Origin of the sequence: Holdemanella porci (assembly GCF_009696075.1) — a bacterium.
Classification (GTDB): Bacteria; Bacillota_I; Bacilli_A; order Erysipelotrichales; family Erysipelotrichaceae; genus Holdemanella; species Holdemanella porci.
On record NZ_VUMR01000009.1, the window covers coordinates 28,373 to 50,466 of the forward strand.

Annotated in this window: 18 protein-coding genes and 7 tRNA genes; 11 read left to right on the forward strand and 14 right to left on the reverse strand. The window is 33.5% G+C overall.

Annotated features, from left to right (window positions below; translation table 11 throughout):
- Positions 1–45 precede the first annotated feature (45 nt).
- The 7 genes from FYJ55_RS03045 to licT all read right to left on the reverse strand — a co-directional run bounded on the left by FYJ55_RS03045 (position 46) and on the right by licT (position 8,801).
- A complete protein-coding gene (locus tag FYJ55_RS03045) occupies positions 46–594 on the reverse strand; it encodes a chromate transporter (RefSeq protein ID WP_154555585.1) in 549 nt (182 codons plus the stop codon).
- Entirely contained in the window at positions 587–1,135 is a 549-nt protein-coding gene (locus FYJ55_RS03050) for a chromate transporter (protein WP_154555586.1), read from the reverse strand. The genes FYJ55_RS03045 and FYJ55_RS03050 overlap by 8 nt, the downstream gene beginning before the upstream one ends.
- Position 1,136: 1 nt before the next feature.
- Positions 1,137–1,955 (reverse strand): Cof-type HAD-IIB family hydrolase, encoded by an 819-nt coding sequence (locus FYJ55_RS03055; RefSeq protein WP_154555587.1) that lies wholly within the window; start codon positions 1,953–1,955, stop codon positions 1,137–1,139.
- A gap of 75 nt (positions 1,956–2,030) precedes the next feature.
- Entirely contained in the window at positions 2,031–4,367 is a 2,337-nt protein-coding gene (gene feoB / locus FYJ55_RS03060; protein WP_154555588.1) for a ferrous iron transport protein B, read from the reverse strand.
- 114 nt (positions 4,368–4,481) lie between these two features.
- Positions 4,482–5,891, reverse strand: a complete 1,410-nt coding sequence (locus FYJ55_RS03065; protein ID WP_154555589.1) for a glycoside hydrolase family 1 protein — start codon at positions 5,889–5,891, stop codon at positions 4,482–4,484.
- Positions 5,892–5,914: 23 nt separating this feature from the next.
- Positions 5,915–7,771: a beta-glucoside-specific PTS transporter subunit IIABC gene (locus FYJ55_RS03070; RefSeq protein WP_154555590.1), complete on the reverse strand. Its 1,857-nt coding sequence runs from the start codon at positions 7,769–7,771 to the stop codon at positions 5,915–5,917.
- A 187-nt stretch (positions 7,772–7,958) separates the two neighbouring features.
- The gene (licT, locus tag FYJ55_RS03075) at positions 7,959–8,801 is read right to left on the reverse strand and encodes a BglG family transcription antiterminator LicT (protein ID WP_154555591.1); all 843 of its coding nucleotides are present in this window, start codon (positions 8,799–8,801) and stop codon (positions 7,959–7,961) included.
- 258 nt (positions 8,802–9,059) lie between these two features.
- Here licT and FYJ55_RS03080 point away from each other — a divergent pair, with 258 nt between their 5' ends.
- Both FYJ55_RS03080 and FYJ55_RS03085 read left to right on the forward strand, forming a co-directional pair.
- Positions 9,060–9,491: a MarR family winged helix-turn-helix transcriptional regulator gene (locus FYJ55_RS03080; RefSeq protein ID WP_154555592.1), complete on the forward strand. Its 432-nt coding sequence runs from the start codon at positions 9,060–9,062 to the stop codon at positions 9,489–9,491.
- Position 9,492: 1 nt separating this feature from the next.
- On the forward strand, positions 9,493–10,872 hold the full coding sequence (locus tag FYJ55_RS03085) for an MATE family efflux transporter (protein WP_154555593.1): 1,380 nt from the start codon (positions 9,493–9,495) through the stop codon (positions 10,870–10,872).
- Here FYJ55_RS03085 and FYJ55_RS03090 read toward each other — a convergent pair.
- The 5 genes from FYJ55_RS03090 to FYJ55_RS03110 are packed head-to-tail and all read right to left on the reverse strand — an operon-like array spanning position 10,867 to position 16,393.
- Positions 10,867–12,177, reverse strand: coding sequence for a CCA tRNA nucleotidyltransferase (locus tag FYJ55_RS03090; RefSeq protein WP_154555594.1), 1,311 nt, complete (start codon positions 12,175–12,177; stop codon positions 10,867–10,869). The genes FYJ55_RS03085 and FYJ55_RS03090 overlap by 6 nt on opposite strands.
- A gap of 41 nt (positions 12,178–12,218) precedes the next feature.
- Complete coding sequence (locus tag FYJ55_RS03095) at positions 12,219–12,992, reverse strand: enhanced serine sensitivity protein SseB C-terminal domain-containing protein (RefSeq protein ID WP_154555595.1); 774 nt, start codon at positions 12,990–12,992, stop codon at positions 12,219–12,221.
- 2 nt (positions 12,993–12,994) lie between these two features.
- On the reverse strand, positions 12,995–14,320 hold the full coding sequence (locus FYJ55_RS03100; RefSeq protein ID WP_154555596.1) for a TldD/PmbA family protein: 1,326 nt from the start codon (positions 14,318–14,320) through the stop codon (positions 12,995–12,997).
- Positions 14,313–15,701 carry a TldD/PmbA family protein gene (locus FYJ55_RS03105; protein WP_154555597.1) on the reverse strand — a complete coding sequence of 463 codons (1,389 nt, stop codon included), beginning with the start codon at positions 15,699–15,701 and terminating at the stop codon, positions 14,313–14,315. The genes FYJ55_RS03100 and FYJ55_RS03105 overlap by 8 nt, the downstream gene beginning before the upstream one ends.
- Positions 15,702–15,703: 2 nt before the next feature.
- A complete protein-coding gene (locus FYJ55_RS03110; RefSeq protein WP_003866240.1) occupies positions 15,704–16,393 on the reverse strand; it encodes an N-acetylmannosamine-6-phosphate 2-epimerase in 690 nt (229 codons plus the stop codon).
- A 174-nt stretch (positions 16,394–16,567) separates the two neighbouring features.
- Here FYJ55_RS03110 and FYJ55_RS03115 point away from each other — a divergent pair.
- The 7 genes from FYJ55_RS03115 to FYJ55_RS03145 all read left to right on the forward strand — a co-directional run bounded on the left by FYJ55_RS03115 (position 16,568) and on the right by FYJ55_RS03145 (position 17,201).
- Positions 16,568–16,644 (forward strand) — tRNA-Arg (locus FYJ55_RS03115).
- Positions 16,645–16,666: 22 nt separating this feature from the next.
- Positions 16,667–16,743 (forward strand) — tRNA-Pro (locus FYJ55_RS03120).
- A gap of 16 nt (positions 16,744–16,759) precedes the next feature.
- Positions 16,760–16,836 (forward strand) — tRNA-Met (locus tag FYJ55_RS03125).
- Positions 16,837–16,849: 13 nt separating this feature from the next.
- A tRNA-Ile gene (locus FYJ55_RS03130) sits at positions 16,850–16,926 on the forward strand.
- 11 nt (positions 16,927–16,937) lie between these two features.
- A tRNA-Ser gene (locus FYJ55_RS03135) sits at positions 16,938–17,028 on the forward strand.
- 17 nt (positions 17,029–17,045) lie between these two features.
- A tRNA-Met gene (locus FYJ55_RS03140) sits at positions 17,046–17,122 on the forward strand.
- Positions 17,123–17,125: 3 nt separating this feature from the next.
- Positions 17,126–17,201 (forward strand) — tRNA-Phe (locus FYJ55_RS03145).
- 431 nt (positions 17,202–17,632) lie between these two features.
- Here the strand turns inward: FYJ55_RS03145 and FYJ55_RS03150 are convergent.
- Together FYJ55_RS03150 and FYJ55_RS03155 are read right to left on the reverse strand one after the other, a co-directional pair.
- Positions 17,633–18,295, reverse strand: a complete 663-nt coding sequence (locus FYJ55_RS03150) for a hypothetical protein (RefSeq protein ID WP_195836645.1) — start codon at positions 18,293–18,295, stop codon at positions 17,633–17,635.
- 1,031 nt (positions 18,296–19,326) lie between these two features.
- The gene (locus FYJ55_RS03155) at positions 19,327–19,491 is read right to left on the reverse strand and encodes a hypothetical protein (protein WP_229771058.1); all 165 of its coding nucleotides are present in this window, start codon (positions 19,489–19,491) and stop codon (positions 19,327–19,329) included.
- 784 nt (positions 19,492–20,275) lie between these two features.
- On the opposite strand from FYJ55_RS03155, the gene FYJ55_RS03160 reads away from it, so the two are divergent.
- Complete coding sequence (locus tag FYJ55_RS03160) at positions 20,276–20,641, forward strand: BlaI/MecI/CopY family transcriptional regulator (RefSeq protein ID WP_229771059.1); 366 nt, start codon at positions 20,276–20,278, stop codon at positions 20,639–20,641.
- The gene (locus FYJ55_RS03165; protein ID WP_154555601.1) at positions 20,641–21,738 is read left to right on the forward strand and encodes a M56 family metallopeptidase; all 1,098 of its coding nucleotides are present in this window, start codon (positions 20,641–20,643) and stop codon (positions 21,736–21,738) included. The genes FYJ55_RS03160 and FYJ55_RS03165 overlap by 1 nt, the downstream gene beginning before the upstream one ends.
- Positions 21,739–22,094 lie beyond the last annotated feature (356 nt).

Consider the following 22,094-nt stretch of genomic DNA (forward strand, 5'->3'; position numbering starts at 1 on the left):
TTTTTATTTTACCTAAAAGAAAAAAGCCATAAGTTTCCCTATGACTTAAAATGCGAATACAATTCCTACAACCGCACTAGCTACAATAAACCAGATTGGATGTAATTTAGGTTTATACTTACTCAATGCCAACAATACGAATAGACAAATAAATTGCTTCCAATGAAATGTTGAGAAAGTATAATCACCAAATAAAGTTGTCACCAAAATATCAATGGTAGCCACGGCAATAAAAGCAACTACGGCAGGTTTTAATCCGGCAAAGATTTGTTGAACAAGCTTCGCCTCTTTAAATTTCTCTAAGAAATTGGCAATGATACAAATAATAATCAGACTTGGTAAAACCAAACCGAGTGTTACCACAATCGAACCTAATACACCATATTGACTAAAACCTACATAACTAGCCATATTGACACCCATTGGACCTGGTGTAGATTCACTAACCGCAATCATTGTGGATAGATCACTCATAGTATACCAGCCATAACGAACCCCAATCTCTCTTAAAAAAGGAATGGTCGCTAGACCTCCTCCTACCGCAAATAGGCCTGTTTTAAAAAATTCTAAAAACATCAACAACAATTTAGGCATTTTTCTTTAACCACCCTATTCTAGAAAAGACAACACCCGCAATACCAGCACCAATCACAAGTAACACCGTAGATACTTTAGTAAACATCGCAAAAATAAGAGCTACCGCAAAAATCAAGAAACCAATCTTATTTTTAATATTGCCCTTCCCTAATTTTAATACGGCATTGATCATCAACATACATACAGCTACACGAATTCCATTTAGGGCATGTTGAACAATGGCTAAACTTGAAAAGTTTGTGATCAAACCTGCAATTATACTAATAATGATGATGGATGGAGTAACTACACCTAGAGTAGCGGCGATAGCTCCTGGAACTCCGGCTTGATAGTATCCAATAAAAGTGGATGTATTGACCGCAATAACACCGGGTGTACATTGACCAATCGCATAATAGTCCATGACTTCATCTTCTGTAGCCCAATGATATTTTTCAATCACTTCCTTTTGAATCATTGGCAACATGGCATATCCACCACCAAAAGTAAATAGACCCATCTTAAACCAAGAAACATATAATTGAATGAGTTTCTTCATTTTACTCTCCTTTTAATACAAATTTTTCAATGACTTCACAAACAGCTCCTTCTTCACAAGTAGCCGTTGTGATATAGTCGCAATCCGGCTTGATACCAGGTGCAGCATTTTGTACTCCCACACCTAAACCAGCATCCTTGATCATAGATAAATCGTTATAGTTATCCCCAATCGCAATCGTATCCTGAATGTCAATATGTAACAGATCGGCTAGTTTTTTTAGTCCAGCCCCCTTATTTACACCCTTATGGTTAAATTCAATGTAACGATTACTTGAATATGAAACATCCATATCAAATGTAATATCCTTTAGATCACGATCAATATTTTGAAGATAGTCAAAATCCGTATTTGTATATAATACTTTTACAATTTCCTGCCCCTTTAAAAAATCCAAATTTTGATCAAATACCTCAATCATTTCCTGACGATTCTGCACATATCTTTTTTCATCTTCCGTTAAATTATATGCATATACTGCATCAGGCGTATATACATGAATGACTACATCATACTTTAATCCGCGCTTATATAATTCTTCAGCTTTCTCAAAAGAAATACCTTCAAAATGCAAAAGTCGATTGTCTTTATTTTCCGTAATAGCCCCACCATTATATGAAATCACATATTGATTGGCTTCATCAAAAAGATCCAATTCCTTTAATGTACCCTGAACTGTGTTATAGCCTCTTCCTGTAGCCAACACAAATTTAACACCTAAATCTTTCAATTTCTTAATGGCCTCAATATCTCTAGAATCAATTGTTCGATCGGGTTTGATCAAAGTTTCATCTAAATCACACGCAATTAACTTATACATAAGTAAACACCCTCCCTTAGATATGGAAAAATTATAAACCATATGTTTTCAAAAAAAAAGTAGCATTAAAGCTACTTATAATACAGAGCCAATCACATGAACTACAAAAGCTAAAATCCATGCAAGTACACATTGCCATGCAACTACACCGATTGCCCATCTTGCGCCTAGTTCTCGTTTAATAGATGCGATAGCCGCCACACATGGTGAATAAATCAAGCAGAATACAAGTAAAGAAGCAGCTGATAGTGTAGTTAATGCACTATGTAAACCACCTACAAATAATACTTGTAGTGTAGAAACAACACTTTCCTTAGCCATAAATCCACTAATTAAAGATGTCACAATACGCCAATCTTGAAGTCCTAATGGTGCAAATATAGGAGCAATCCATCCGGCTACCATTGCCAAAATACTTTGGCTTGAATCTTTGACCATATCGAATTGTAGATTAAAGCTTTGTAGGAACCACACAAGTACAGTTGCCACAAAAATAACTGTAAAGGCTTTTTGTAAGAAATCCTTCGCCTTTTCCCACAGCAATTGACTCACATTCTTTAATCCAGGCAACCGATAGTTTGGAAGTTCCATCACAAATGGAACAGCTTCACCTTTAAATAAAGTATTTTTAAATAAGTATGCGATTAAAATACCTACGACAATGCCCAAAACATAAAGTCCTGTCATAACTAGGCCGCCTTGTTTTGGAAAGAATGCATTCACAAAGAAGGCATAAATAGGTAATTTTGCGGTACAAGACATAAATGGCGTCAATAAAATCGTCATCTTACGATCTCTTTCACTTGGTAAAGTACGTGTCGACATAACGGCTGGTACCGTACAACCAAATCCAATCAATAAAGGAACGATACTTCTTCCTGACAGCCCAATCTTTCTTAATAGTTTATCCATAAAGAAGGCTACACGCGCAATATATCCACTATCTTCCATCATAGATAAAAAGAAGAATAGTGTCACAATGATTGGTAAGAAAGATAAGACAGAACCAACACCTGCAAAGATACCATCAATCACCAAACTATGTACAGCATAGCTTACGTGAGCACTTGTCATCCATGCATCCACTACTTGTGTGATCCAATCAATACCTAGTTCTAATAAGCCTTGAAGCCATGCACCAACCACATTAAATGTTAGATAGAATACAAGCAGCATTATTCCAATAAACATAGGAATTGCGGTATATTTACCCGTTAAAATACGGTCAATTTTTTCACTTCGAACACGCTCTTTACTTTCTTTAGGCTTAACAACGGTTTGTTCACAAACCTTTTCAATAAAGGAAAAACGCATATCCGCAATGGCCGCACTATGATCGAGTCCACGCTCTTTTTCCATTTGAAGCACAATGTGCTCAATCATTTCTTTTTCGTTATCATCTAAATCCAAACGATCAAGAATCAAATTATCGCCTTCAATAATCTTACTGGCCGCAAACCGCAAAGGAATATCTACCTTTTTGGCATGATCTTCAATCAAATGACAGATGGAGTGAATACAACGGTGAACAGCTCCACCAAAATCATCTTCTCCACAAAAATCTAAACGGCCTGGTCTTTCTTGATATTTTGCGATATGAATCGCATGTTCAATCAATTCATCTACACCTTGGTTTTTGGCTGCAGAAATAGGTATAACTGGTACACCAAGCATAGTCTCCATACCATTGATATCAATCGAACCTTGATTGTTGGCAACTTCATCCATCATATTAAGTGCAATAACCATCGGAATATTCATTTCTAAAAGTTGCATAGTCAAATATAGATTTCGCTCAATATTTGTGGCATCTACAATATTAATGATAGCCTTAGGCTTATCATTTAACACAAAATTACGCGATACAATTTCTTCGCTCGTATAAGGTGACATCGAATAAATACCCGGTAAATCTGTCACCATTGTATTTGGATACCCTTTGATTGGACCATCCTTTCGATCGACGGTTACACCCGGAAAATTTCCAACATGTTGATTCGATCCTGTTAATTGATTAAACAAAGTGGTTTTTCCACAGTTTTGATTTCCTACCAAGGCATATGTTAAACAAGTCCCTTCCGGCAAAGGATGTTCATCTGCCTTTACATGATATTTACCATCTTCACCTAAACCAGGGTGAACGGTGTTATTTATATTTTCTGCACTCTCATGCTTTCGTGTTCTCTCATCAATTAATTCAACCAATATTTTTTCAGCTTCATCTAAACGAAGCGATAATTCATAACCATGAATCTGTAGTTCCATTGGATCGCCCATAGGCGCAAACTTTACAACTGTAACCTCGGCTCCAGGTATAACTCCCATATCTAGAAAGTGTTGTCTTAATGCACCCGTTCCTCCAACAGCCTTAATCAATGCACTCTGTCCTATTTTTAACTCTTTTAACGTCATGCATATCCCTCCCTAATCAGTCTAATTATATCCACATTATTTGTGTAGTCAATTATCGTACATCATATTATTTTCAATTTCTTCATAAAAAAAGCTAAATGAAAATTCATTCACTTAGCTAATAATTTTTCCATTTGTTTCTATAACATTTTTATACCAATAAAAACTTTTCTTTTTATATCGTTTAAATGTGCCTGTACCATCATTATTTCGGTCTACATAAATAAAGCCATATCTTTTTTTCATTTCAGCAGTTGATGCACTTATTAAATCAATACATCCCCATGATGTATATCCCATAACTTCTACACCATCATCTTCGATTGCCTTTGAAACTTGTGCTAAATGATCATTCATATACTGAATTCTATAATCGTCCTCTACCCAATAACCATCTTTTTCTTCTGAAAGCAATGTATCTTTTGCACCCAAGCCATTTTCTACAATAAACAATGGTTTTTGGTAACGATCATAATATGTATTCAACAAATATCTTAACCCTTTTGGATCAATTTGCCATCCCCATTGACTTTCCTGTAAGTAAGGATTTTTTACTCCTGTAGTTAAATTTCCTTTACCTTTTTCATACTGTTCAGGATTTGAAGCAATACATTTCGACATATAGTAACTAAATGATAAAAAGTCACATGTATTTTTTAACATTTCTAAATCTTCATCAGTAGCATCAAGTACCACGCCTTCTTTTTCCATCATTTTTAATGCATAAGAAGGATAATATCCACGCATATGAATGTCTGTAAAGAAATATCCACGTTTACTCTCTTCCATAGTTGCAATTACATCATCTGGATTACATGTTCTTGGATAACTTGTAAGACCTAAAACCATACATCCAATTTTATTCTCAGAATCAATTTCGTGCCCAATTTTAGTTGCCAACGCACTTGCAACTAATTCATGATGTGCTGCTTGATATAAGTCCTGTGCTTTCAATAGGTTTTTTTGTGTTAAAATACCCGCACCCATCAAAGGAAAATGCCAAATACTATTAATTTCATTAAATGTTATCCAATAGTGAACTTTTCCTTTATAACGAGTAAATACTGTACGAACGTACTTTTCATAAAATCCTATTAAATCTCTACTTCTCCATCCATCATACTTTTTTGCCAAATGATAAGGCGTTTCATAATGAGACAAAGTAACCAATGGCTCAATTCCGTACTTTTTGCATTCATCAAATACATTGTCGTAAAATTCTAGTCCTTTTTCGTTAGGTTTTTCATCATCGCCATTTGGGAAAATTCTAGACCATGCTATGCTCATTCGATACACCTTAAAACCCATTTCAGCAAATAAAGCAATGTCCTCTTTATAATGATGATATAAATCGATTCCTTCTAATTTTAAATTGTGTTTATCAATAACTTCACTAGGTCCTTGCATGATTCCATGTGGCATATAATCTTGAATACTAGCACCTTTGCCATCTTCATTCCATGCACCCTCACATTGATTGGCTGCCGTAGCGCCTCCCCATAAAAACTCCTTAGGAAATTTCATTTTAACACCTAACTTTCTATTTTTTAACGAAAGACTTTCACTAATTCTTCGCCTACTTTTACATCTGATTTTTGTGTTTCAATTACATCAATAAATTGATCACTATTCGTGATAATAACTGGCGTTACCATATCGAAACCTTCTTTTTGTAATGCCTCTAAATCAAATTCAGCTAACAAATCACCCTTTTTTACGCTTTGACCACTCTTTACTTTAGCCTCAAAATATTTACCCTCTAAATTTACTGTATCTAATCCCAAATGAATAATTGCTTCAATTCCATCTACACTAGTTAAACCGTATGCATGTTTTGTAGGGAAAACAGTATTTACAACTCCATCAAAAGGAGCATATACTTTTCCTTCACTTGGAAGAATTGCTACACCTGGACCCATGATTTTTTTAGAAAAAACGTCATCTTCAACGTTTTCTAAAGGAACAACTTTACCATTCATACAAGATGAAATTTCAGTATATTTATTCAATTTTTTGTTATCTTCTGCAACAACTTCGTTACTAGATGAAGTATCTTCGTTTTTTGGCACACCAAACAATAAAGTTAATACGAAAGAACTAACTAATGCGATCACAATACAAATAAATGCATTTCTAACATTTGATAAATCATCACAAATGTATACTGGTAATGCTGTTACCCCTGCAGTTGCGCTTGCATATGTACGCATATTTGTAAGTCCACCCCAAAGACCTGCAATACCACCGCTGATCATAACAGTCCAAAGAGGCTTTTTCAATTTCATAGTAACACCATAAAGAGCTGGTTCAGTAATTCCAAATAAAGCAGTTGTTGCGCTAGATAATGCTGTTGATTTCATTTCTTTATCTTTCGTTCTTAATGCCACCGCAAAACATGCACCTGCCTGTGAAATATTACTTGCTAACATCCCAGGACCTAACAATGTTCCATATCCTAATGTTGCATATTGTGCTAGTTGCACTGGCATAAAACTATAATGCATACCAGTCATAACAAACAACGGACAGAAAGCACCCATTAATACCGGAATTACCCAACGAGCTTGATTATTTAAGAAATCAAAAATATTACATAAGATATCACCAACAAATGAACCTAAAGGACCAATTATAGCAAATGCCAATGGTGTCATAATCAAGAATACAATTAAAGGAACTAAGAATACTTTAACTGCATTAGGGCTAATTTTCTTTGCAAACTTTTCAACATAAGATTGAGCCCAAACGATTAGAATTGCTGGCACTACACTACTTCCATACGATACTAGTTTAATTGGTAAACCAATAAATTTAAAAGCTTCTCCAGCGGATACAATTCCTGCATATGTTGGATGAATCAACATAGCTCCTAAAACTGCAGCAATAAATGTATTACATCCAAATCTTTTAGCACTAGATACAGCCAAGAAAATAGGTAAGAAATAGAATGCTGAATCAGCTACCATCGCTAATAAAACATAAGTTTGTGAAGTAGCTTCTACTACATGAAATGCTGTCAATAAAGCTAATACAGCTTTAATCATACCTGCACCACAAATAGCAGGAATTACTGGTTGGAAAATCGCTGTAATTGCACCTAATACACGATTTACTAAAGATACATTTTCCTCACTGTTTACATTTACAGTTTCAGAAAAACTACCCATTTTTTTGATTTCATCGCATACATGAGATACATCTGATCCAATAATTACTTGGAATTGGCCATTTTTATTGACAACACCTTGTACACCTTTTACTTTTTCTAAAGATTCTACATCTACCTTTGACACGTTTTTTAATGTAAATCTTAAACGAGTCATACAATTTGTAACAGATTCTATATTTTCTGTTCCACCAATATTTTTTACAACTTCATTGGCTATAGTTTCATACTTATTCATAATTTCCTCCTGATTTTTGATAAATTTTAAGATTGGTACCATAATCTTTCAATTTCTAATATATGTAGACTGATTACACAGTTACTACCAAAAATAAAAACCTGAGCATATGAAAAAGACAACGAATCCCTTCGAAATCATTCATAAGCTCAGGTTATTGCCTGCCTAACAGTTACAAGCCTGAATGCTAACTTTTAATTCTAGAACAAACACGATTAATATGTAACATAAAATACGTCATTTCTTCGTTTGTTAATTCTATGTCACAGCTCTCTTTAATATACTTCTTTACTTTTAAAGCACAACGATAAGCATCCGGATAACGCTCTTTAATTTGTTGATAAAGAATATCATCTGTATCTTGATTCAATTCTTTCGCAAACAATCTACGCGCAAAATACCGAATATGTGTAACAAAACGAGTATAATTCAAGGAATTTTCATCCAATTTTATTTGATAATGATATTCAACTATGTGCAAAATATCTTCTACCATTTTTGTCACTTTAACTGTTTGTGACATTTCCTCTCCACTTTGTTGTGCATTCACAAAATGCATTGCTATATATCCAGCCTCATCTTCGGCCATAATACATCCCGTTTCATATTGAATCATATCTAAAGATTTTAAAGCAGCTTTAAATTCATTTGGATAAAACTTTTTCACCTCAAATAATAATGCATTTTTTAAATTCTCATTCTTTTTATAACGACGAACAGCATATGTAATATGGTCAGATAAAGCTAAATATATACTTGAATCAAATCTTATGCCTAATTCTTTTTGCACCATTTCAACTATTGATACAGTTAATTCGACGTATTGCTGTGGAATTTCATCAAACAATTGAGAAAACTTTTCATTTAATTCACTTTTATCAAAAACAAACTTTTTTTGAATCAATGACTCATCAATCAAATCTCCACTCTTTTTTCCAAAAGCGATTCCCTTACCCATCACAATGACTTCTTCATCATTGTCATCTAATGCTAAAAGGGCATTGTTATTAAATGCTTTTTTTAATCTCATTCTCTCACCTGCTTACCAATAAATAAAAAAACACCTCAATCATATCAAAAAACAAATATCATCCCATATTTATTTATTAATATCATCAAGGTGTTGCCTGCCAACCAGTTACAATCCTCACTGAATGCGTTTACATATTAACACGATGTTTTTGTTGTGTCAATTAAAAAATACAATAATTTTGCATACAATATATTTGACATATTTTGCTTACTTGTTTACAATTGAACTGTTCACAAGTAAACATTAGGAGGATATATGTTAACTATAGAAGAATTTTTACGTTTATCCAATCGATTGCGTGAATATTACGGTAAACAAATCAAAGATCGATTTTCAGAATACACGTTTTCCCCCAACGAAATCTCAATTCTGATTTTACTACAAAACAACACATCCATTACAACAAGCACACAGCTTCGTGTTGTACTCGGTGTTTCAAAAGCTTTGGTTTCTCGAAGTGTAACAAGTTTGGAACAAAAGGGATTGATCACAATGAAGAAAGTTTCAGAAAATAGAAGGATTTCTTATATTGAATTAACAGAAGAAGCGATTCCTATATTAGAAAAAATCTCTATTGAGATTGATAAAATCAATCAAGTTTTATTCAAGGATATTCCCACAAAAGATATTCAATGTATGATTGATACAATGAATAAAATGAATGAAAAAATAGAAGGAGCAAAATAATATGAAATTCACAACAGCGTCCGAAGTGGATTTAGGACATGAAAAAGTTGGTAAGTTACTCTTTATGTTGGCAGTTCCTGCCATCTTAAGTCAAATTGTTAACTTACTCTATAATGTAGTTGACCGCATGTACATTGGTCACATTCAAGATGTAGGGGCCATCGCCCTAACAGGCGTAGGCGTTTGTTTACCAATTATAATGATTGTATCCGCCTTTGCGTGTTTAGTCGGTATGGGAGGTGCCCCAAGAGCTAGTATATATATGGGTAAACAAGATAATCCGACAGCTGAAAAAATCATGGGAAATTGTTTTATCGCATTGATTATGATTTCATTAACTCTAACTGTATGTTTATTAGCTTTTCAAACACCATTACTACAATTATTCCAGGCAAGTTCGACAACAATTGTATATGCCAAACAATATATGGGTATTTATGCCTTAGGAACCATTTTTGTCCAAATGACACTTGGGATGAATGCCTTTATTTCTTGTCAGGGATTCTCTAAAACAAGTATGATGACCGTTTTAATTGGGGCTATCTTAAACATTATTTTAGACCCTATCTTTATCTTTGGATTCAATATGGGCGTAAAAGGGGCTGCACTAGCTACCATTATTTCGCAAGCTATCAGTGCAATCTGGGTCATTCATTTCTTGAGTGGTAAACAGACAGTTCTTAAGTTAAAAAAAGAAAATTTTAAAATTGTTCCAAGCCTATTATTTCCTAGTTTAGCTTTAGGTGTCGCACCTTTTGTGATGCAGTCAACAGAAAGCTTGATTTCTTTATGTTTCAATATGCAACTCTCTAAATTTGGTGGGGACGTTGCGATTGGAAGTATGACCATTCTAACGAGTGTTATGCAGTTTGCGATGATGCCAATACAAGGATTAACGCAAGGTGGACAACCCATCATCAGTTACAACTTTGGTGCTAAAAATGGCCAGCGCGTTAAAAAAGGCTTTTTACTTCAAACACTATGTTGTTTCACATACGCAAGTATCATCTGGATTCTAGTGGAATTATTCCCTCAAGTATTTATTTCTATTTTCACAAACGATCCAGACTTAATGTCAATGGCAAGCTGGGCCATTCGTATCTATATGGCATGCGTATTATTGATGGGACTTCAGATTTCTTGCCAACAAACCTTCATTGCGTTTGGAAACGCCAAGATTTCAGTATTTTTAGCTATCTTTAGAAAGATCATTGTCTTAATTCCATTGATTTTTATCTTACCAAACATCTTATCCAATCATATCTTTGCGGTATTTGTTGCAGAACCAATCGCAGACTTTATTGCGGTAAGCACAACAGTAACATTGTTTATTAAAAACTTTAAAAAGACATTAGCACAAATGAGTTATGAACGTTCATAACTCATTTTTTAATATATTTAATAATTCTTCTTTCCTATTCTTTTCCGGATGATAAAAAGCGTATTTTAAACACATATTCAAAGCTTCTTGAATCTGTTTTCCTCTTAAATTTGTAGCTTCTATAATATCTTTTCCATTCAACGCAAGTTGAGATATACTCATACAGCGATTTCTATTTTGAATGTAATACGCATAGAAAAGTTCTACATTTTTAGCTGATTTTTGTCCCAATTCAGAATGGGCCATCGCATCACAATAACGAATTTGAAGTAAGTTCAACAAGTGTTCTTCATCCAAATGATATGTAACACGATACTTATAAATACAATCTAAATCACAGGTAAATTTATCGTCATGATGTAAGACATAGAATGGTATCCACTTTCTTTGTTCATTTGTAAGTTTAAAGCGTCGACAAAGCTCTTTAGATAATTCACTTCCTACCTTCGCATGATGCTTAAAATGATCCTTTCCATTCGAATCGGTTGTCTTTACTTGTATTTTGCCTAGGTCGTGGAATAATAGCGCAAAGGCCAAAGTTTCATCATATGGTTTTAAATAGCACATCGCATCTAAAGTATGATGCAAGACATCGGTATAGTGATAGATTGAGTTTTGACTACACCTCAATGCCAAATCCAACTCATTAAATACAGGCTTTAAAAGAAGTGTCATATCGGCCAATACTTGTGGATTTGTTTCCATGATTTGTTTTAATTCATGTATGATTCTTTCTATAGATACATATTGAATCAAAGATGCATTTGTATCGATGGATTTTTTTACTGTTTCATCCATCGAAAAGCCTAGTTTTGCACAAAAACGATAGGCACGCAACATTCTTAGAGCATCTTCATTAAATCTTCGATCTGGATTACCCACACATCGAATGACTTTAGCTTTAAGATCAAATTGACCTCCATACGGATCAATCAAACCACGACTTGGATGATATGCCATCGCATTCACAGTAAAATCACGTCTTGATAAATCTTCTTCAATTGTTGAAACATATTTCACACTATCTGGATGACGATGATCCTTGTATTCACTCTCTAAACGAAAGGTTGTGATTTCAACGGGTGAATTCGATAAAACCGTTACCGTTCCATGTTTGAGTCCTGTTCCCACACTTCGATCAAATAGATTTAATATCACTTCAGGTTTGGCGCTTGTACAAATATCATAATCATGAATTGGTCGATCTAGTAAATAGTCACGTACACATCCACCTACCACATACGCTTCATATCCAATATCATTTATTTTTTGAATGATTTCTAATATATATTCAGGCAATTTCATACTTCTATTATATTAGAAAAAGGTGCTGAATTGCACCTTAATTACTTTGTAACCTTTACATATGTTGGAATTGTATCCGCCATAATTTTCTTGGCAAGCTCCATACTTCCAAACATGAATTCAAAACCTTTTCCATAACTTACAGGCGTACAGAAGTTTCCTAAATCTTGAATTGTTTGTTTATCATCATTAATCATATCCACAACTAAGAACCAGTGGCTAGGCTGATCTTTGACAATTCTTTCTTTCAAATAAATAGAAAGAATGTCTGGGTGAGAGTCACCAAATTCACAGATAGCTCTTTGAAGTTCTGTTACACTTGAAATAGGATCACGAAGCTTTAAACTATCTCCTTTATGAATTGGATTTTCACTCACTTGTGAACCACGACTTTTATCAAGTTCAACCAATAAGTTGCAGTCTAATAAAACATTCGCTCCAAATGGATCGATCACAATGCCATGAATCTGGTTTAATGCCATCTTCACAAATGGCATATATTGATTATATGTCATAACCAAGGAATGGATTTCACTATCCTGATCCCACTTTTTCAATTGATCCATACTTGAGAAGACAGGAAAGAAACTATCTCCCTTATCATTTTGAATCAAAGACAATTGGAATTGTGTATTTGGTTCAAAGACTAAGACTCCCTTTTCATCGCGAGAAGGATCTTTATCCCATTGTGCTGGAATTAGAAAATTAGTCGAAATAAACGCATCCAACAAGTTTCTAAATGCTGAATCTGTTTTTTCTCTATTAAATACAATTAATGTTTCTAGTAGTCTTTCATTTTTAAATTCATTTACCATATTTATTCCCCTGAAATTGTACACTCTTCAAATGCGATACTTGGACTTATAACCTGGTGATAACTCCAATCTAAATCGTTACCCACACTAATTACGTGTTTCATCATATTTAAGAAATTATTTGCGACGGTAACCAAAGTAACATTCTTATCTCTTTTACCATCCTTTATCCAGAAGCCTGAGCATTGTAGTGAGAAGTTTGTAGATACAAAATCAAGTCCAGCATGAAGGCCCGCTAAATTCTGTACGACAAAGCCATCCTTAATTTTTGTACACAAATCCTCAAAACTATCATTTCCCGGTACAATGTAACAATTCATTGGCTGTACACTTACGCTAGATGCATAGCCCGATTTAAAGCCATTTCCTGTACTATTTGTATGCATTCGATTGGCACTTCTTGTGTCATGAAGCATCATAACATATTTTCCATGGTCCACCAAAGTTTTTGAAGAAGTTGGACACCCCTCATCATCAAAATTGGCAATACTTAAACAATCCATATTCTTTGGATTATCAATAATTGTGATTTGTTCAGAGAAAATTTGTTCGTTAAACTTATCTTTTAAAGGTGAAATTCCCTTATACATTAATTCCCCATTAAATAAACCAGTAAAGGCAGCAAATAAAGATGTCATCGCATCCTTTTCAAAGATGACTGGACATGTACAGCTTGGAATTGGTGTGGCCTTCAACTTATTTAAAGCTTTATCGCAAACACGAGAAACAAATGAATCTAAATCATATTGTTCAAAGTCATATACAACTTCAACTAAACTTGCATCCTTGACTTCTTCCTCTTCTTTAACGACAACACTGGCAACAATGTACTGCATTTCATCTGCATCTTGTACATCCATGCCCAAGCTATTCACAATACTGCGACTTCCACTGCCTTGGCTATATCCTAAATATCCAACTTGAATGACACGTGGATCATAGGCTAGAATCTTAGCTTCTAAGCTTTGAAGAATATTCTTCACATATTCTGTACTAGCCATATTCCAAGTCACATCTTTTTTTACGTACTCAATTGGTTCTGGTTTTCTTAATGAATCGGTTTCTTCATTTGAAATAATATGTGCTTGTTCAATCAATGATTTTAAAACAGTTTCACACATAGAATCATCTATTTCTTCCAATGCCATATTGGCCATTTTTCCATCTACAATTCCACGAATACTTGTACCTGTCACTTTACTGGATACTAAAGTATCCATTTGTCCTTGAAACCAAGTCATTTCTTTTTCAACCGTTGTAGATTGATAGATTTCAAATTCCTGAATACCTAGGCCAATTGCTTTTTCAATCCATACTTGTTTATTCATTGGCCGTACCTCCTACTGTAATTTGTGAAACACGAATGGCCGGTTGACCTACATCTGTAGGAATTGAACCCGAACTAGAGCCACACATACCTTGTCCGCGCTCTAAGTTTTTACCCACACGATCAATATTAAATAGGATATCTGCACCATTACCAATTAAAGAAGCTCCTTTTACTGGATAGGAAATCTTGCCATCTTCAATTAAATAACCTTCTAATACGGCAAAATTAAATTCTCCGGTTTGTGGATTTACACTTCCACCACCCATTTTCTTTGCGTATAGTCCTCGCTTGATTCCTTCAAACATTTCATCAAAATCATCATTTCCAGCCGCAATATATGTATTTGTCATACGCGAAGTTGTTTCAAATTTATAAGACTGACGACGCGAACTTGAAGTCGATTCAAGACCCATTCTTCGACCATTCAAGCGGTCTATCATATAACTCTTTAAAATACCATTCTCAATCAATACACGTTTTTGTTGGGGATTACCCTCATCATCGACGTTTTGTGAACCCCACGCATTTGGAATTGTGCCATCATCAATAGCTGTGACTTTATCACTTGCGACTTTTTGACCTAATTTATTACAGAATACACTCTGATTTTTACTGACTGAACTTGCTTCTAGAGCATGTCCACAAGCTTCATGGAAAATAACACCACCAAAGCCATTATCAATAATGACTGGCATTTTCCCCGATGGACAATCTTTCGCTTCTAATAATACTAATGCAATACGACTTGCTTCTTGTCCAATAGATTCTGGAGTTCTTTCTTCAAAGAATTCTAAGCCTTTACTTGCACCTGGTGCTTCATAACCAGATTGTAAGTTTTGGCCATCTTGGGCAAAAGAGGATACAGACATACGACAACGAATTCTTGTATCATGTACAAGTCTTCCTTCACTATTTGAAATCTGAACATTTTGGCATACACTTGCCAACCCTACAGATACTTTTTGAATTTGATCTGAATATGCCTTAGCCGCATCACTTGCACGTACCATTAAGGCAACTTTAGATTCTAATGAAGCTTCTACAGGATTTTCCTTGATGGGATGAAGATTTTCATGAGTTTCTTCAACCAAAGAGATCGATACAGATTTAGATTCTATGCCAAAACCTCCACGCAAATCATCCACTAAGGCATTTAATGATTCTTCACTTGTTTCATTTGTGTATCCATATACAGATTGCACACCTTTATATAGACGAATTCCAATACCAGCGCGAATCAATACATTTGTATCTTCTAATTTTCCATTTAACATGGATAAAGATTCAGTTGTACCTTCTTCTTCAAAGATTTCGGCAAAATCACAAGAAGAAGCCATACAACGCTCTAATAATTTTTCTAATTGTTCCTTCTTTAACATACTTATCCCTCAATGCAATCTACAAATCGTTTTGTGATTAATTGAGGACGAGTAATAATAGATCCTACTACAACACTAAAGCATCCAAGTTCTAATACACGGCGTGCTTTTTCTGGTGTATCAATATTTCCTTCAGCAATCATCGGTACGTTTGATTGTTCTAAATATTTACGCATTAACTCAAAATCATTTGTTTCAACTTTGTCGCCCTTACTTTCTTCTGTATATCCAACTAATGTTGTTCCTACAAAATCAAAGCCTAATTGAGCGGCATGAAGACACTCTTCTAATGTAGAGCAGTCTGCCATTAATTTTTGTTCTGGATACTTAGCACGAATATCTGCATACAATTCATCTAAAGTTCTTCCATCTGGACGAACACGACAAGTTGCATCTAAGGCAACGATTTCTGGATGTGCCCCTTCAATCAATTCATCGATTTCTTTCATTGTAGGTGTAATAAATACTGGACAGTCCCCATATACTCGTTTAATAATTCCAATAACTGGTAAATCAACTTCTTTTTGAATTTCATTAATATCCTCTACAGTATTAGCACGAATACCTTTTGCGCCTCCCCATTTAGCCGCTCTAGCCATACGTCCCATAATAAAAGATGAATGTAAAGGTTCATCTGGAAGTGCTTGACAAGATACGATTAAGTGTCCTTTTACTGATTCAATGTTACTCATGATATAAATCTCCTTCTTCTTACTTATATATAGGTAATTATACTACGTATATAGGTGTAAAAACACGAAAATAAAAAAAATTAAAAAAATTAAAAAAAGTGCTTGCAATCATTTTAAAGTAATGGTATATTTAATGGGCACTGAGCGAGACACAAAAGCTCAGTTGAAATAAATGCGCCCATAGCTCAACTGGATAGAGCGTTTGACTACGGATCAAAAGGTTGTGGGTTCGATTCCTGCTGGGCGCGCCATTTATTTTTTTTCTAAAAATATCGGGATGTAGCACAGCTTGGTAGTGCACTTGATTTGGGATCAAGGGGTCGCAGGTTCAAATCCTGTCATCCCGACCATTATTTTATTTAATTCGGCTGGGTAGCTTAGTTGGCTAGAGCATCCGGTTCATACCCGGAAGGTCGTGAGTTCGAGTCTCACTCCAGCCACCAACGAGTTTAACTTGGACCCTTAGCTCAGTTGGTCAGAGCATCCGGCTCATAACCGGCGGGTCGTAGGTTCGAGTCCTACAGGGTCCACCAATTATACATATGCAGAAGTACCCAAGTGGCTGAAGGGTCCGGTCTTGAAAACCGGTAGGTCGTGCGAGCGGCGCCTGGGTTCGAATCCCAGCTTCTGCGCCATCTTAATTAATTCACATCGCGGGATAGAGCAGTCTGGTAGCTCGTCGGGCTCATAACCCGGAGGTCGTTGGTTCAAATCCTTCTCCCGCAACCATGTGGTCTCATAGCTCAGTTGGTAGAGCAAAGGACTGAAAATCCTTGTGTCGTTGGTTCGATTCCGACTGAGACCACCATTTGTCAAAGATTGCACCTAGCATTTGCCAGGTGCTTTTTTTATGCCTTATAAACAGTTATCATAATCTTGTTTGTAAGAGCGGAGAGTAAAAAGAACTCATTGGCGTGCGTTGGTTTTACTCTCTTTTCTTTTTCTCACTTTCTATAAAGAATATTATAAAAGTCATAACACATAATTTGAATAGATTTTATTCAAACTTGTGCTATGACTTTTTTATTTAATGTGATTAGATTATTAACTTTCATATTCAAATAATTTGGCAATCAACAAGCATTAAAATAATTGAAAAAAAGACCCGGACAACTAAATGCTGTCCAAGTCCAATATCAGCTATAAACCGTTTTGGGGTATATGCCGCCCCTTAAAATCTTGAAGAGCAGATTCACCTTACCACATCCAAATTTATTGCGCACTTTTTTCTACAATTTTTTATCCATTGTAGTTAGCCTGATTCCAAATTTGATAATGAAAATAAAATTTATTGATATCAATTACAGTTCCACATTTTGACAATGAATTTTGATATGATAAATTATTTGCAAACGTATTATAATATGCAACACCCAATGCTGAAGCTGCAACCAAAACTACAGCAACTGCTGGAACAGCTGAAGTTGCTGCACCACCAATGGCTCCACCAGCACGTAAAATTTCTGCATAATTTTTTGCATCGTTAACTAAAGCATTTGATACAGCTTTGGTTTGAGCAGTTCTTACATAATTCCAACCTTCGATTTTCCAAGTCTGACCACATATTCCCGTAGGTATAACTTGTGGAGTTAAATCTGTATTTTCAATAGAATCAATTGCAATATTTAAGAAACTTTCTTTCGTATAATTCGTTCCTGCTACTTGATTAAATTCATCAAAGTCATAAACATCAACTATTTCTTTGATTGTATCATAATCATAAATATATTTATTATCTTCTATAATTAAAGTTTCTGTTATTCGATCTTGCATTTGTTGCATTTCAGCTAAAATTTGTTCATCAGTTTTAGTCTCATATGCCCTAGCATCAACGTTAATCAAAGTAATAGATAAAATGAACGCACACATACACGAAAATATCTTTTTAATTTTATTCATCATATTATTCTCCTATTCTCTGTTCTAATCTTTACAATAAAGATAAATCACTATGACTAAATTTATACAGATATAAAGAGTTATAATAATACTTAATACATTTTTTAATTCATAATAACCATCAACCAAACGTGTAAATAGCGTCATACTTTCGCTTACTAAGATAATAGATATCACAGAAAACTGTGCAAATTTATCTTTCATATTATCCATCATCCCTTTCCGTTATAATCAAAATACTCGTTCGAATTAAAATTTGTTCACATTATTATGATCATTATCCTCTAATATACCTGCTAAGATTAAAAATTATTGGTTCCCATGGGTATCAATCTCCTTATGTGTTTTTTATAGATTATAAATCAAAATTCAATGCTATTAATGCTATCACAGTTCAATAATAGATAATATTGTTCACTTCTCTATAGTTTTTATTTACATCATTTTTTTAAAAATATAAGTCTTATAAAACTTATATTTTTTGATATCTAAAAGAGGGTTGTATCAGCAATCCCTCCCTTTTTATTTGTTATTCGAGCCCAATATTAGCTATAAACCGTTTTGGTGTATATGCCGCCCCTAAAATTCTTGGAGAGCAAATTCACTTGACCCCATCCAAATTTATTGTGCTCCATAAACAAGTGATACTCTTTTATTGAGAAAACTTAATTCACACATAGAATCAATAATAATTGGATTAATGTGCATCAGGAAAATCATTTTTGAATTTGCCACCATAATGATTGTTTTTATAGTTTCTGATATATAGTAATAAAACCATTATCACTAAAACAATTCCACAGATGGCATACATTGTAGTTGGATTTAAATTATAGAATAAACAACAGATTACTGTCCCAACAATAATCAATAATCCTATGATTACTAAAAATGTATCCACATATTTTTTTATTTAAGACACCCTTTTTCTTATTATAAATAATATTATCTCGCTTGAATAGTTACATTGCTATACTACAACCTCCAAATTATTCGCTTCTCCATCTGTTTCTACTGTTTTTCCCATCATTAAATCAGGTATTATGCTGAACAAAAAATAAGACAATTATTATAGTAACTACGAGAATACCAACAACTAATTTGTATTTAGCATACTCTTTCATCCCTTTATTCACATCATTTAACTTTCGATTGTCTTCATTCAATTTTTCAATCATCTTTTTCTGCTCGTCTGTCATATACCACACCTCCATTCATTATCGTAATTACATCAGCAAAAACAAACTAATTACGATTTTGTAAATATAACTGCTCGAATTATTTATTGAAGTCATGACTTTCTAAATTTTAATCTTCTCTTCATCGCAATTAACATAATACCAATACCACTAAGCGCTAAGATTATCATCGGTACAACACTATAATCATAAAAAACAAAGTAACAAATACTAATCAGAATCAAGAGCAATAACTTTATATATCCAAAAATCGCATTTTCATCCGTAAATTGCCAAATATAAAATATTGATATTTTGGTATAAGCAATATGTTTTTTACAGAAATCGAAAAATAAACAATTAATAATGAATATTGTCAATATGAGAAACAAAAATTTAGTATGATTATGACAACTGAATAAATCAATTAAAAGTATAATCAAATCCATTATTAAAAATAATATTGTATATCTATTTAGTCTTTTCGATAAATTTTCGCATCTCATCTTTAGAACATCCTCCTATAATCTGATTTAGTATTTCATTTTAAATATGGATTCTTTTGTATATATTGGAATAACATGCATGTAAAGTAACAAGTAAGCAAAATAACTAATTACTATTTTCATATATTTTGTTCTTTTCAAGGATAGCGCTATCTCTAATTCAAATATAATATAGAATTTAGAAAAATACAATCGTTATTTTTATAAAGAGTGTTAAAATGAATAAACGATAATATTTATGAAAGTCTTTGTGTAAATACATACGAGTTGCTATAATGAATTTAGACGGAGGAACTTACATGAAATACATTCAATTTACTAAAAAAGAAAATGAGATCATGGATATTTTATGGAAGCATGATATTGCAATGTCTGCAAATGATATTAAATTAGCTTCCAAAAATATGAGTATCAATACGATTCAGCAAACGTTACAAAAATTATTGGAGATAAAATATATCAAGGTTGCAGGAATCGGACAGAACAAGAAGGCAATCACAAGATTATATAGACCCGTTATATCCGAAGCAGAATATGTGAATTCATTTATTGGTGAAGATACACGAGCAAAAATTTCAGCTTATTTTGTTGAGCACACAGATGATTTAGAGATGATTGAACAATTAAAGAATTTGATTCAAGAAAAAGAGAAAGAGTTAAAATAATGCGATTTTCTGCATCATCTCTTTTCATTACTTTGTGTATCAGTTTTTTGTTGATTCTTCTGTTAGACATTTTACTTTCATATAAAAAAAGTTATAAATTATTTCGGACAGATTTTATAACAGTACTAATCGTTGTTGTCGTAGTAAGAATGTTTGTGCCACTTGAATTCAAATTTACTAAAACCATTATAGTGCCCACAATCATGAATCCAATCATTGTACTGTTGCAATATAAAATTTATGCAAATGTGCAAGTATATCAATTCTTATTATTAGTTTGGGTATTAGGTATTATATGGAACCTGATTAAATGGATTCGCGCAATTCAAATTACCAAAGACATGTACAAACGTATTGAAAATCATTCAGAACATTATCATATAAGCGATTTTATTGATAATTATCAAGAAGAAAATCATGTGGTGTTAAGAACGAACTATGTTTCTTCCCCTATGGTCATGGGCTTTAATAAAACTATATTGATACCAGACGTATACCTTTCACAAGAAAATTTAAAAAATATATTGCTTCATGAAACATGGCACATTAAAAACCATGATGTGTGCACTAAACAGATTATCAATCTGTTAGTTATCATGTATTGGTGGTTTATTCCAGTATATAGATTAAGAGATAAAATTGATTTATTTTTGGAAATGCGTGTAGACCATCAAACAACAAGTCCATTTTCTAAAGAGGAAGTAATGAAATATATGTATACACTTATAAAAATCCAAAAAAACATTCAAAGTAAAAATGAATTCAAGGGACAATCTACACATTTTATGATTCAAGATAATGTACATGTATTAGAATATCGTATAAATTATTTAATGGATGGAATGTATCGAAAAAAAACGAGCAAAATTCTAATGATCGCCGTATTAGCTCTTCCATTACTTACAAACAGCATTATTTTGGAGTCTGCATTTGAACCTCCAAACAATGAAGATATGTATGATCAATCAGATATAGATAAGGGATATATTATTAAACATAAAGATGGAACATATGAATTAGTATTAGACAAAATACGTGTTAAAATATCAAATCCAAAAGATGAATGTTTTAAGGCTGTTCCGTTTATAGAGGAGTAAATAATTTATGAAAAAAATAATGATTATGTTAGTGTTGATCGCATCTATGAATATAGTAACACCTGTTTTAGCAAATGAAACTGAAGTCACTACAGATATTTCCATACAAAGAGAAACTAGTCTGTTAATTCAAAGATAAAAACGGAAGATTGTATAAAAGATTATGGAATCAAACATTGAATAAATGGGTTGGAGACCATTGGATTCCTTATTAATAAATTTAAAATAGTTGGTACTATGTCAAGATTTAAGACAACTTAAATATCTGTTTTTTTAATGTTTATGTTTCAAATATTGTTTTTCAAAATTTTGTGGAGATTCATATTCACAATGTGAGTGAATTCGTGTTGTATTAT